The sequence below is a fragment of the Pusillimonas sp. MFBS29 genome, assembly GCF_020687695.1.
Taxonomy (GTDB): domain Bacteria; phylum Pseudomonadota; class Gammaproteobacteria; order Burkholderiales; family Burkholderiaceae_B; genus Pusillimonas_C.
The window spans coordinates 242,013-255,775 of the sequence record NZ_JAJEWL010000004.1; the positions used below are offsets into that span (position 1 = coordinate 242,013).

Sequence of the window (13,763 nt, forward strand, 5' to 3'; positions counted from 1 at the left end):
CAGTTACTGGAAACACATGACTAAAACGCTCATTATTGCCGAGAAACCCTCGGTCGCCCTGGATATTTCCCGCGCCCTCGGAGGCTTCACCCGGGAAGGCGATTATTTTGAAAGCGAGCAATATGTGCTGGCGTCCAGCGTCGGCCATCTGCTCAGCCTGGTTGCGCCCAACGATCCCGTGCGCGGCAAATGGAGCTTTACCCACCTTCCGGTGATCCCTCCCCAGTTCGAATTGGGCCCAACCGACAAGCGTTCGTCCGAGCGGCTCAAGCTGCTGGTCAAGCTACTCAAGCGCAAAGACGTTGGCGCCGTCATCAACGCCTGCGACGCGGGCCGCGAGGGTGAGCTTATCTTCCGGTACATCATGCAATATTCAGGCGTCAAGAAACCCGTTCAGCGCCTGTGGCTGCGGTCCATGACGCAAGCGGCCATCCGCGAGGCTTTCGACAATCTGCGCGATGACGAAACCATGAAGCCCCTGGAGGCCGCGGCACGCTCGCGGGCGGAAGCCGACTGGCTGGTGGGCATCAATGGAACGCGCGCCATGACAGCCTTCAACAGCAAGGACGGCGGCTTCTTCAAGACTCCCGTCGGACGCGTCCAGACCCCGACGCTGGCCATCGTCAATGAACGCGAAGAACGCATACGTAAATTTGTATCCCGCGATTACTGGGAAGTGCATGCGACATTCGTCGCCGCCGCCGGTTTCTATACCGGCCGGTGGTTCGATCCCAAATTCATCAAGGATGAACGCGACCCCGAACAGCGTGATTCCCGTCTCTGGTCCAGTACCGCCGCGCAGACCATCGTAATGGCATGCCGCGGGCAGCCTGGCAAGGTTACAGAAGAATCCAAGCCTTCCACCCAGATGTCGCCCGCCCTGTTTGACCTGACCTCGCTGCAGCGCGAGGCCAACTCACGCTTCGGCTTTTCAGCCAAGACCACTCTGGCACTGGCCCAGACGCTGTACGAGCGACACAAGGCGCTGACCTATCCGCGTACCGATTCACGCTACCTGCCCCAGGACTACCTGGGCACGGTCCAGCAAACCATGGAAGCCCTGTCCGAGGGCGGCTCGGCCGCTGCAGCCGGGCTGCGCCCGTTTGCAGAAACCGTCTGCAAACAGAAATGGGTCAAGCCCAACCGACGCATCTTCGACGACAAGAAGGTATCGGATCACTTTGCCATCATTCCCACCCTGCAGATTCCGCGTGAACTGAGCGAGGCCGAAGGCAAGATATACGACCTGATCGCCAAGCGCTTCCTGGCAGTATTTTTCCCGGCCGCAGAGTTTCGGGTTACCACACGCATCACCGAAGTATCCGGCCACCACTTCAAGACGGAAGGCAAGGTCCTGGTCAATCCGGGCTGGCTGGCCATCTATGGCCGCGAGGCACAAGGCGACGACACTACCCTGATTGCGGTTTCAGAAGGCGAGACCGTCAAGACCGACGAGATCGAAGCAAAAGGCCTGGCCACCAAGCCCCCGGCACACTTCACGGAAGCGACGTTGCTTTCGGCCATGGAAGGCGCAGGCAAGCTGGTGGACGATGAGGCACTGCGCGAAGCCATGTCTGAGCGCGGTCTGGGCACGCCAGCCACACGGGCGGCGATTATTGAAGGACTGCTCAACGAAGGCTATCTGCGCCGCGAGGGCCGCGACCTGATACCCAGCGCAAAAGCCAGGCAGCTGATGACGCTGCTGGCAGGTCTGGGCGTTAATGAGCTGACATCACCTGAACTGACGGGTGAGTGGGAGCATCGCCTGAAGCAGATCGAACAGCGCGAGCTGGACCGTGACGCCTTCATGCGCGAAATAGCTCAAATGACCCAGATCATCGTCAAGCGCGCGAAAGAATATGAACGCGACACAGTGCCGGGCGATTACGCGACGCTGGCCACTCCCTGCCCCAAATGCGGCAGCGTGGTCAAAGAGAACTACCGTCGCTATGCCTGCACCAGTTGCGATTTTTCCATAGGCAAGCATCCGGGCGGCCGTACTTTCGAGATTGCCGAAGTCGAAGAGTTGCTGAGCCAGCGCCAGCTGGGCCCCTTGCCGGGTTTCATCAGCAAGATGGGGCGTCCGTTTGCCGCGTTGCTGCGCATTACCGACGAATACAAGCTGGAGTTCGATTTCGGCCAGAAGGACGACGAGGACACCGAGCCGGTGGATTTCTCGGGCCACACGCCAGTCGGAACTTGTCCGAAATGTCAGCACAAGGTCTATGAGCATGGCATGAATTATGTCTGCGAGAAGTCTGTGGGGCCGGAAAAGACTTGCGATTTCAAAACGGGCAAGATGATTTTGCAGCAGGAGATTTCTGCTGAGCAGGTCAGCAAGCTGTTGTCGGAAGGCAAGACGGATTTGCTGGATGGTTTTGTTTCCAGCCGCACGAACCGGAAGTTCAAGGCTTATTTGGTTAAGCAGGAGAATGGCAAGATAGGCTTTGAGTTCGAGGCGCGTCCGGCCAAGGCGGGGGCGAAGTCTGTAGCGAAGAAGGCTACGAAGACCGCTACGAAGGCTGCAGGGAAGACGGCAGCCAAGAAGGTTGCGGCTAAAAAGGGCGCAACAAAGACTGCAGCAACCAAGGCGCCGGCGAAGAAGGCAGCTGCCAAAAAGACGGCTGCTAAAAAAGCCGCCGTGAAGAAGGCAGTTGCAGCAGCGCCGGTGACTGACAGTGGGGATGATGCCCCGCCGTTTTAAAGCTAAGGGTGCGGGGTTTGGCCGGGTTTTCGGGTTCTAAAGAAAGCCGAATATCCGAAAGGCCGCTACCTCACAAAAAGTACCGTTTACCCCTGGTATTTCATTGGTGTGGTGTGGGTGTCTGCGCCGGGCTGGGCGTCGTTTGAGCAAGCCGCGGCAGGGGGCGGCGATCGGAGCACAGTCCGGCGCAGACACTCACACCAAGCAAGAAACCAGTAAACGGTACAAATTGAAGCTAATAGCTCGCAAGAAACCGCTAACCGGCCCGGCAGCCCTTACCCGTACGCCAGTTCCTTGAAGAACAGCGACACCTCAGGCACGTAAGTAATCACCAGCAGGCACGCCACCACCACCGCCACAAACGGCAGCAAAGAGCGCGCCAACCGCTCGATAGGCAGATTCGCCACCGCGCATGCGGCAAACAGATTCACACCGAAAGGCGGCGTCACCATGCCCAGCGCCAGGTTGACCACCATGATCACGCCAAAGTGGGCGGGATCCACGCCAAAATGCATGGCAACCGGCAACAGCAAGGGGGCCAGCACCACGATGGAGGCCGACGTCTCGATGAACATGCCGATGAAGAACAACGCAAGATTGACCCCCATCAGGAAGGTGTACTTGTCGCTGAACAGGGCACCCAGCCATTCGCCCAGCGCAGCGGGAATACCGGCGCGATTCAGCAAGAACCCGAAGACCCCGGCATTGGCGATAATGAACATGATCACGGCGGTGGACACTACCGATCTATGCAAGGTTTTCGACAAATTGGCGAACGTAAGGCGACGATAGACGAAAATACCGACCACCAGCGCATACACCACGGCAACGGCCGACGCCTCGGTGGGCGTGAAGACACCGCCATAAATCCCGCCCAGAATAATCGCGGGCATCAGCAACGCCAGCCAGGCGCGCTTGAAGGCGGGCCAGAGCGGCAGACGATCGGCGCCATCCTGCTTGCCATAGCCGTGTCGGCGGGCATATACCCATACGTAAATCATCATGGCGCCGGCGATCAGAATGCCCGGGCCTATCCCTGCAATAAACAGCTCACCAACCGACGTGTCGGTTGAAACCGCAAACAGGATCATGGGAATGGACGGCGGAATGATCACGCCGAGCTCGGCCGCAGAGGCCTGCAGCGAAGCCGCAAACGGCTTGGGGTAGCCATGCTTGACCATGGCGGGAATAAGGATCGCCCCCACGGCAAAGGTCGTTGCCACGCTCGAGCCGGCCACCGCTGCGAATATCATGCAGGTCAGTACGCAGCTGCATGCCAGCCCGCCCTGCATGCCGCCGACAACGCTTTTGGCGAAATCGACCATGCGCTCGGATATGCCGCCGGCCTCCATCAGATTGCCGGCCAGGATGAAGAAGGGCACGGCCACCAGCGGATACTTGTCAAGCGCCGCATAAAGTTGTTGTGCGATCACCAGCCAGGTCATGCCTTCGTAGGCCACTCCCAGCATGCTGGCCAGGCCGATGGCAACCGCCACTGGCACCGACAGCACAAAAAACAGCAACATTGAAACAACCATCAACTGCGACATGGTTTCACCTGGTTTTGTTTGGTATGAACAGCGTGTCCGGCATGGGATCGCGCATCAAATGACTGTGTCATCGACCACCACCTTGCGCGGCCCTTCGGCCCAGTGAGCCACGACCGCCACGATGGCCAGCGTCATGCCTATCGGTATGGAGATATACACCCACGAAATCGAGAACTCGAGGCTGGGCATGGTCTGAAAGCGCACTCGCCAGGTCATCATCCCGCCCACCCAGGCCAGGAAGCCCAGGAAGGACACGCAAATGAGCAAGATCACATGCTCGAGCCAGCGCTTGTTGCGCGGCCCCAGCAAGTTGTGCAGCATTTCCACGCATAGCATGGCGCCTTGCCTGAACGCCAGCGCAACGCCCAGCATGACCGTCCAGATCAGCGAGGCACGCGTCCAGGCTTCGCTCCAGTCGGCGGGCGACTCAAGGACGAAGCGGGCAATGACCTGGTAGAAGCCGGCAGCCACGGCGGAGAGTATCAATAACTGCGTGATAACCGAGACACCCTTGAACAGGGAGCGGTCCAGAAAGCGTAAAACTGTCACTGAGGGGTCCTGTATGCGTAGAGCCCAATGCCTGAAAATGGAATATGCCCAGGGAACGCCAAGGGCCGGCCTATGGCATTCTGTTCAAAATACACATCAAACAGAACCCCGAGACCAGCCCTGGTTTTGCATCAGCTGCCTGGTCCTTGATCAGATCAGAGCAAGCAAAGCGCTGATATTACTGCTCCAAGACTTATTTTGTGTTCTGGATGGACTCAACCAATTCCTTGCCGAACTGTTTGTAATACTGCGGATAGACGGGCTGCACTGCCTTCACGAAAGCAGCGTGATCAACGGTGTTGACCTGCATGCCATCTTTCTTGACGGATTCAATGCCGCTGGTTTCGATTTCGTCTACGTACTTGCGCATGGCCATAGCGGCATCGTGGCCGGCCTTCTTGAATTTTTCCTTGTCGGCATCAGACAGGCCGTTGTAAGCACTGGGCGACATAAGCACCAATGCGGGGCCATATACGTGGGCCGTCAGCGACAAATATTTTTGCAGCTGGGGCAGTTTGGCCGACACGATCACGGACAAGGGGTTTTCCTGGCCGTCGATGGTGCCTTGCTGCAAGGCGGTAGCCACTTCAGGCCATGCCATGGGGGTGGCCAGAATGCCGATTTCACGGAAAGCGGCAATGTGGATTGGGTTTTCAGTAGTACGGACCTTCAGACCCTTGGCATCTTCGGGGGTGCTGACCGGGCGCACGTTGTTGGTGAGATGACGGAAGCCTTGTTCACCCCAGGCCAGGGCAACAATGCCACGCTTGGGGAACTCGGCCAGCATCTTCTGGCCGATATCGCCGTCGAGCACTTTACGTGCATGCGCCAGATCGCGGAACAGGAAGGGGATATCGAATACGCCGGTTTGCGGCACAAAATTCAGCGTGGCGCCGGTAGAAACGATGGCCAGGTCGATGGTACCCAGCTGCAGGCCTTCGATAACCTCGCGTTCACCGCCCAGAGCGCTGTTGGGGAATTGTTCAATGGTGAAGTTATCGCCTTCGACGGCCTTGGCAAAGGCATCGGCGCCGGCACCATAGTGCGAGCTTGTCGACAGCGCGTAGGCCATCTTCAGGTTGGTAGCAGCCGAAGCGGGTGCAACAGCAAACAAGCCGGCCACAGAAGCGGCCAGCAAAACTTTAGAAAACCAGGTAGTACGCATTATTTCCCCAACCTATAAGATCATTGTGTAGCAACTTGAGGGTTGTACCTTAAAACAGGGCCGCAGGGGTATTGGGGTTTTCTTTGATCCATAGTGTTTCCCGTGGCGTGCCTGCCTCTTGCCGGCCCATATATTTTTACTCAGGCAACGGCAGTGCCGTTTTATAAGACACCTGTTTCAGGGCAAAGCTGGAGCGTATTTTCTCGATACCCGGTATGGGCGTGAGCTGCTCGAGTATGAAACGTTCCAGGGCGGCGATATTGGGCAGGGCGACACGAATCAGATAATCGGAATCGCCCGTCATCAGATAGCACTCCATGACCTCGGGATGCTCGGCAATGCTGTGCTCGAAATTGGCCAGAGCCTCTTTTGCCTGCGACTTCAGGCTGATGGAAATGAACACATTCAGATCCAGCCCCAGCGTAGCCGCGTCGGCCAGCGCCACGTAGCGTGTGATAACGCCCGCGGCCTGCAAGGCCTTGACCCGCAGCAGACAGGGCGATGGCGACAGATGCACGCGCCGCGCCAGTTCGACATTGCTCAGGCTACCGTCACACTGCAGCTCGTCAAGAATGCGCAGATCCGTCGCATCCAGCGCCATGCCCTGTTTCATAAGTTCCTCCAGCCTGGTGACGACGGGCAAAGCCTGTTCGTGGCACCGAAACGTAAAAACAAAATTTTATAAAAGTATATTTTTTCAGCATTTTATGCTTAACAATAGCTCTCATCCATATATTTTTAGCGCCAAATGCCCGAATTTATGACGCACAATGACAACATCGTCACCACCGTATTCACTATTGCCCGAGCCGCCCTGACATGAACTCACCATTGCCCCTGCATCACTTGCTGCCTCCAGCTGATCACCACGGAGATACCGACCCTCAGGAGACCCTGGAATGGCGAGAATCGTTTCAGGCCCTAGTCGACGCTCAGGGTCCGGTGCGCGGCAGTTTCATGCTGCAGGAGCTGCTGCGCATGGCGACCGGCCTGCAGGTCTCGTGCATGCCCCCTGCCGGCACACCTTACGTAAACACCATCCCCGCTGTCGCACAGCCCGACTTCCCCGGTGACCTGGATCTGGAAACACGGCTGGGCGCGATCATGCGCTGGAATGCCCTGGCCATGGTGGTACGTGCCAATGGCGCATACGGCGAGCTGGGCGGACACATAGCCAGCTATGCCAGTGCCGCCGATCTGTTCGAGGTCGGGTTCAATCACTTCTTCCACGCACGCAATAACGACACCAAACCCCATGGCGGCGACCTGGTCTTTTTTCAGCCCCACAGCGCACCGGGCGTATATGCCCGCGCCTACCTGGAAGGGCGGCTGCAACAAGACGATCTGGAACACTACCGTCAGGAACTGCGCGGGCCGCGCAACAGTGCACGCGGACTATCCAGCTACCCCCATCCCTATCTGATGCCGGACTTCTGGCAGTTCCCCACCGGTTCCATGGGCATAGGGCCCATCAGCTCCATCTATCAGGCCCGCTTCATGCGCTACCTGACCCATCGCAATCTGCTGGACTGCGATGGTCGCAAGGTCTGGGGCATATTCGGTGATGGCGAAATGGACGAACCCGAATCCATGAGCGCACTGACGCTCGCCTCCCGGGAGGGGCTGGACAATCTGGTATGGGTGGTTAACTGCAATCTGCAGCGGCTCGACGGCCCCGTGCGCGGCAACTCGCGCATCATCGACGAGCTGGAGCGCCATTTCCTGGGCGCAGGCTGGAATGTGATCAAGCTGCTGTGGGGCAGTGACTGGGACGGTCTGTTCGCCCGCGACACGCAGGGCGCACTGATACGCGCCTTGTCGAATACCGTAGACGGGCAAATGCAGACCTTCGCGGCCAAGGATGGCCGCTACAACCGCGAGCATTTCTTTAACCAGAACATCGAGCTGAAGCGCCTGGCACAAGGCATGAGCGATGAACAGATAGACGCCCTGAAGCGCGGTGGGCACGACCTGGTGAAAATACACGCGGCCTACGCCGCCGCAGCCAGCCACCGTGGCCAGCCCACTGTGATTCTGGCGCATACCAAGAAGGGCTATGGCATGGGCGCGGCCGGCCAGGGCCGCATGACCACCCATTCGCACAAGAAGTTCGAAGACACCGACCTGCTGGCCTTCCGCGACCGCTTCCGGCTGCCATTATCCGACGAGCAGGCACGCAAGCTCGACTTCTACAAGCCGGCCGCAGACAGTCCCGAGATGCAGTACCTGCATGGCAAACGGCAAGCCCTGGGCGGGTACCTGCCGGCACGGCAGGTTCAGGCAGATGTCGTGGCCGTACCGCCACTGCCCGATTACGCCCAGTTTGCCCTGCAGGGCAACAACCGGGAAATGTCGACCACCATGGCGTTCGTGCGTATGCTGGGCAGCCTGCTCAAGGACAACGAGCTGGGTGCCAGACTGGTACCCATCGTGGCCGACGAGGCCCGCACCTTCGGCATGGCCAATCTGTTCAAACAGGTGGGCATTTATTCCAGCGTCGGTCAGCGCTACGAGCCCGAAGACATAGGCTCGTTGCTGAGCTACCACGAGGCCACCAACGGACAAATTCTGGAAGAAGGCATCAGCGAAGCCGCAGCGATATCAAGCTGGACCGCGGCCGCCACCAGCTACAGCGTGCATGGGCTGGCCATGTTGCCCTTCTATATCTACTACTCCATGTTCGGCTTTCAGCGCGTCGGTGACCTGATCTGGGCGGCCGCCGATCAGCGCCCTCGCGGCTTCCTGATTGGCGCCACCTCGGGGCGCACCACGCTGGCCGGAGAAGGCCTGCAGCACCAGGACGGCAGCAGCCACCTGATGGCCGCGGCCATTCCCAACTGCAAGTCTTATGACCCTGCATTCGCCGGCGAGCTGGCCGTGATTGTTGATTACGGCATGCGTGAGATGCTTGAGCAGCAGCGCGACGTGTTCTATTACATCACCACCATGAACGAGAACTACGCTCAGCCCGACGTGCCCGCTGACAAGCATGACGACATCGTGCGCGGCGCCTGGCATTGTGCCCACTACGCCGCACAGGGGGATCTGGCTGCGCAAGGCCGCCGCGCCACCTTGCTGGGTTCGGGCGCCATCCTGACCGAAGCCATACGGGCAGCTGAGCAGCTGGCCGCAGAAGGCATAGCCACCGACGTGTACAGCGTTACCAGCTGGAGTGAAATTGCCCGCGAAGGACAAGGCATTATTGACGCTGACCTGGCCAATCCCCAGGCCGCAGAAGGCAGCTTCATCGCCCGCCGGCTGGCCAATAGCGAAGGCCCCATTGTGGCCGCCAGCGACTACGTGCGACAGGTACCCGAGTCCATACGTGCCTGTCTGCCATCAGGGCGACGCTACATCACCCTGGGCACCGACGGCTTTGGACGCAGCGATACCCGCAGTGAACTGCGACGCTATTTCCAGGTGGATGCCCAGGCCATCGCCCGCGCGGCAAAGGCAGGACTGGGCCTGGCCTGAACGACACGCTCGCAAGCGGGCGTGTCGTTGGCGGGGTTACTCTTCGACGTACCAGGTATCTTCCGAGAGCATGACCTGCTGATGGCCATAGCCTGCCGGCATCATGGGGAAGCAGTTTTCCTGGGCCAGTACCACGACATCCAGGAAGTAAGGCCCGTCGTAGGCCAGGCATTCCGCGAGGGCCGCATCCAGATCAGCCGGATCTTCAACCCGGGCTGCGCCCCAGCCGAAGGCTTTGGCCAGCGCAACAAAATCGGGCAAGGAAGCGTTATAGCTATGGCTGTAGCGCCCGTCATGTATGAGCTCCTGCCACTGGCGCACCATACCCATGTGGCCGTTGTTGCACAACACGACCTTGACGGGTGTCTGATGCTGGGTGGCGCTGGCCAGTTCCTGGATGTTCATCAGGATCGAAGCGTCGCCGCTCACGCAGACCACAGGCTTGTCCGGATGGGCGATCTGCGCGCCTATGGCCGCGGGCAGCCCGTAGCCCATGGTGCCCGCGCCGCCTGATGTCAGCCAGCGGTTTGGGCGATTGAACTTGATATATTGAGCGGCCCACATCTGATGCTGGCCTACATCGGTTGCAATAACCGCGTCGGTACCGGTCAGCACGTGATCAAGGCGCTGCATCAAGTGCTGCGGAAGAATATGCTGTGTGGAAGGCGTAACTTTCAGGCAATCCTGGGCGCGCCAGACGCCGATGCGCTGCCACCACGGATCAAGGCGACCTGCCGGAAGGCTGAGCTGCGCCAATTCCTTGCGCAGGGCGCGCAGCAACGGGTAGCAGTCACCCACCATGGCCACATCGGCACGCACGACCTTGTTGATCGACGCCGGGTCAATATCAAGGTGGATCTTGCTGGCGTGGGGGCAGAAGTCCGACAGGCGTCCGGTAATGCGGTCGTCGAAACGCGCGCCCACGCAGATGATGAGGTCGGCATGATGCATGGCCAGGTTGGCTTCCAGGGTGCCATGCATGCCGAGCATGCCAAGGAACAATTCATCGTCGGCCGGGAAGGCGCCCAGCCCCATCAGGGTCAGGGTGCAGGGCGCGCCCATATCCTGTACCAGCGTGGTGAAGGCGTGACAGGCATCGATACCCGAGTTGATCAGCCCGCCCCCGCCATAGAAAACCGGGCGCTTCGCGTTGGCGATCAGCGCAGCCGCCCGCTTGACGGCCGCTTCCGCAAGTGGGCTGCTGGTTTCTATGGCCACCTGCTCCAGAGGCTCGGGGGCACTGGCCTGTTCGGGCACCAGGCCTATCTGCATGTCTTTGGGGAAATCGAGCAGCACCGGACCCGGCCGCCCGGAGGTCGTCAGCTGATAAGCCTTGGCTGCCATGCCGGGCACATCTTCTGTGCGCCGGATCTGTGCATTCCATTTGGTGACGGGCCGCGAAATGCCGATGGCATCACACTCCTGGAAGGCATCAGTGCCTATGGCGCCGGTTGCAACCTGGCCGCTGATACACAGCACCGGTATCGAATCGCACATGGCATCCAGCAGACCCGACGTGGTATTGGCCATGCCTGGACCTGAAGTAACGATGACGACGCCTGGCTTGCCGGTCGAGCGCGCATAGCCTTCTGCTGCGTGCATGGCTCCTTGCTCGTGCCGGACCAGTACGTGTCGTATGCGCGGCTCGGAATAAAGGGCGTCGTACAAGGGCAGCACCGCGCCGCCCGGATAGCCGAAAACCGTATCAACCCCGCAGGCAATCAGAGTTTCCAGCATGGCCTGGGCGCCATTGCGGGTGACGGTTTCAGTAGTAGTATTCACAGGATCACGCTTTATTGCATAAGATATCGATCACTGAAGTTTATTACCTTTTTCATTTGGCGCAATCCGACCCCCATGACTGAACCTTCCGATCCCTGGCATATCGTCCAAAAATCCACCTTGCACGGTAACGGGGTCTATGCCGCACGTGACATCCCGGCGGGCACGCAAATCTTTGAGTATCGCGGCAAGCGCATCACGCCCGAACAGGCCGATGACATGCATCCGGTCAATCCCGACGATCCATTCCATACCTTCTTTTTCTCGCTCAGCAGCGGCAAGATCATTGATGGCGGCCAGCGCGGCAACGATGCACGCTGGATCAATCACTCCTGCGAACCGAACTGCGAAACACAGGAAAATGCCAGCGGCAAGAAGGTGTATGTGGTTGCGCTGCAAGACATACCGGCCGGCACCGAGCTTTTCTACGACTACGGACTGATCCTTGACGGGCGCATCACCAAAAAGCTGCGCAGCCAGTACCAATGCCTGTGCGGCGCGGTTTCCTGCCGGGGCACCATGCTTGCACTGCCCGAGAAGAAATCGGGTCCGAAAACGAAAAAAACAGGCAAGCCGTCAAAGTGACCACATCCTGACCCGAGCACGGGAAACCCCGGACTATCAAAATCGCCCGGGCAAGGTAGCATGTCTGCTATTACAAAAAACAAATGCTATCTGTTTCGATTATGTCTGCTTCAAGCCAGTCCCACGAAGAACCCGTTGAGCCCATCCCAGAGGTCACTGACCCTCCCGTCAAGGTCCCGCTCAAGATCGAAGACTGGATCTCGGTACTCATCATGGCAGCGCTGGCACTCATCACGTTCACCAATGTGGTGGTCCGCTACATGACCGATCAGTCCTTTGCCTGGACAGAAGAAATCTCGATCTTCCTGCTGATCGTACTGACCATGACAGCGGGCTCAACAGCCTTTGTGCGCAATCAGCACATACGCATAGAGCTGTTTGCCGACGGCGGCTCGCCGGCACGCCGCCGCAAGCTGGCCCTGGTCAGCTATTCACTGGTCCTGGCCTTTTTCGTGTTGCTGACCATATTGTCGGCACGCATGGCGCTTGACGAATACACCTGGGGCGACACTTCTCCGGCCATAGGCGTGCCAACCTGGTGGTATTCCATCTGGATGCCCGTGCTGTCGTTTGTCATCACCCTGCGCGTCGCCGGCATACTGCGCCGCCTGCTGCGAGCACCGGCATGATCGTCACCACCCTGTTTATCGTTTTTGCCGTGCTCATGGTCATCGGCATGCCGGTGGGCGTGGCGTTGGGCATTGCCGGTACGCTGTCCATTGTCATGTCCAATCTCGAGACGCAATGGTTTGGCCTGCTTGCCGTGCCACAAAGCTTTTATGCCGGCCTGGCCAAGTATCCCTTGCTGGCCATTCCCATGTTTGTGCTGGTAGGGTCTATTTTTGACCGTTCCGGCGTAGCCAGCCGCCTGGTCAACTTTGCCATTGCCATTGTCGGGCGCGGTCCCGGCATGCTGCCGTTGGTGGCGATTTCGGTGGCCATGTTCCTGGGCGGCATCTCCGGCTCAGGACCGGCATGCGCCGCCGCCGTTGGCGCCGTCATGATGGGTGCCATGACCCGTGCAGGCTATCCCAAGCCATTTTCCGCCAGTATTGTGGCGGCGGGCGCGTCAACCGACATCCTGATTCCGCCTTCCATTGCCTTCATCGTTTACTCCATTCTGGTGCCACAGGCATCGGTGCCGGCCCTGTTTGCCGCCGGCATGATCCCGGGCATTATGGTGGGTATCGCCCTGATCATACCTGCCGTATGGCTGTCACGGCGCCATAAAATGGGCAGCCTCGAAAGCAGCTTGCCGCGTCCTCCATTCTGGTCCAGCCTGATCGAAGCGGCGTGGGGCCTGATTGCGCCAGTCATCATCCTGGGCGGCATGCGCATGGGCTACTTCACCCCTACCGAAGCCGCCGTCGTTGCCGTCTTTTACGGGCTTTTTGTTGGTATGTGCGTTCATCGCACCATTAAAATACGCGATCTATTCGTTATTCTGCGCGAAGCGGCCGAGCTGTCCTCCGTCATTATGCTGGTAGTCACACTGGCCGGCATCTTCGCCTGGGCCTTGTCCACACTTAGCGTTATCGATCCCATCACCCAGGCCATCGTGCATTCCGGACTGGGTGAATATGGCGTCATGGCCCTGCTTATCCTGTTGCTGGTCGTGCTGGGCATGTTCCTGGACGGCATATCCATCTTCCTGATTTTCGTGCCTCTGCTCATGCCCATTGTGGCGGCCTACCAGTGGGACGCCGTCTGGTTTGGCGTGCTTCTGACCCTGATGGTCGCCGTGGGGCAATTTACGCCGCCGCTGGCCGTTAACCTGATGGTGTCCTGCCGCATTGCCAAAGTACCCATGGAAAGCACTGTGCAGTGGGTGCTCTGGTTGCTGATGTCCATGTTCCTGGTTTTGGTGCTGGTCATCATGTTCCCGGAGCTGGCCTTATGGTTGCCCCGATATCTTGGTTTCTAACTTTCTTTTATTCGCCTGCGACATGAAGTC

10 protein-coding genes are annotated in these 13,763 nt (G+C 59.1%); 5 read left to right on the forward strand and 5 right to left on the reverse strand.

Annotation, left to right across the window (positions count from 1 at the left end; genetic code table 11):
• The first annotated feature begins 16 nt into the window (after positions 1–16).
• On the forward strand, positions 17–2,704 hold the full coding sequence (locus tag LKR43_RS08185; RefSeq protein ID WP_227683553.1) for a DNA topoisomerase III: 2,688 nt from the start codon (positions 17–19) through the stop codon (positions 2,702–2,704).
• Between the two features lie 275 nt (positions 2,705–2,979).
• Here LKR43_RS08185 and LKR43_RS08190 read toward each other — a convergent pair whose 3' ends face one another.
• From LKR43_RS08190 to LKR43_RS08205, 4 genes are all read right to left on the reverse strand, one after another.
• The gene (locus LKR43_RS08190; protein WP_227683554.1) at positions 2,980–4,254 is read right to left on the reverse strand and encodes a TRAP transporter large permease; all 1,275 of its coding nucleotides are present in this window, start codon (positions 4,252–4,254) and stop codon (positions 2,980–2,982) included.
• A gap of 54 nt (positions 4,255–4,308) precedes the next feature.
• Entirely contained in the window at positions 4,309–4,803 is a 495-nt protein-coding gene (locus LKR43_RS08195) for a TRAP transporter small permease (protein WP_227683555.1), read from the reverse strand.
• Positions 4,804–4,996: 193 nt separating this feature from the next.
• Complete coding sequence (locus LKR43_RS08200) at positions 4,997–5,968, reverse strand: TRAP transporter substrate-binding protein (protein ID WP_227683556.1); 972 nt, start codon at positions 5,966–5,968, stop codon at positions 4,997–4,999.
• 136 nt (positions 5,969–6,104) lie between these two features.
• Positions 6,105–6,569 carry an Lrp/AsnC family transcriptional regulator gene (locus LKR43_RS08205; protein ID WP_227683617.1) on the reverse strand — a complete coding sequence of 155 codons (465 nt, stop codon included), beginning with the start codon at positions 6,567–6,569 and terminating at the stop codon, positions 6,105–6,107.
• Between the two features lie 218 nt (positions 6,570–6,787).
• Between LKR43_RS08205 and mdeB the strand changes: the two genes are divergently transcribed.
• Positions 6,788–9,442, forward strand: coding sequence for an alpha-ketoglutarate dehydrogenase (gene mdeB, locus LKR43_RS08210; RefSeq protein ID WP_227683557.1), 2,655 nt, complete (start codon positions 6,788–6,790; stop codon positions 9,440–9,442).
• Positions 9,443–9,478: 36 nt separating this feature from the next.
• Here mdeB and ilvB read toward each other — a convergent pair whose 3' ends face one another.
• Positions 9,479–11,179: a biosynthetic-type acetolactate synthase large subunit gene (gene ilvB / locus LKR43_RS08215; RefSeq protein ID WP_227683618.1), complete on the reverse strand. Its 1,701-nt coding sequence runs from the start codon at positions 11,177–11,179 to the stop codon at positions 9,479–9,481.
• A 120-nt stretch (positions 11,180–11,299) separates the two neighbouring features.
• Between ilvB and LKR43_RS08220 the strand changes: the two genes are divergently transcribed.
• The 3 genes from LKR43_RS08220 (at position 11,300) to LKR43_RS08230 (ending at position 13,733) form a co-directional block, all read left to right on the forward strand.
• Entirely contained in the window at positions 11,300–11,809 is a 510-nt protein-coding gene (locus LKR43_RS08220) for an SET domain-containing protein (protein WP_227683558.1), read from the forward strand.
• Between the two features lie 101 nt (positions 11,810–11,910).
• Positions 11,911–12,438, forward strand: a complete 528-nt coding sequence (locus LKR43_RS08225; protein ID WP_227683559.1) for a TRAP transporter small permease — start codon at positions 11,911–11,913, stop codon at positions 12,436–12,438.
• Positions 12,435–13,733 (forward strand): TRAP transporter large permease, encoded by a 1,299-nt coding sequence (locus tag LKR43_RS08230; protein WP_227683560.1) that lies wholly within the window; start codon positions 12,435–12,437, stop codon positions 13,731–13,733. Before LKR43_RS08225 ends, LKR43_RS08230 begins: the two co-directional genes overlap by 4 nt.
• Positions 13,734–13,763: the final 30 nt, after the last annotated feature.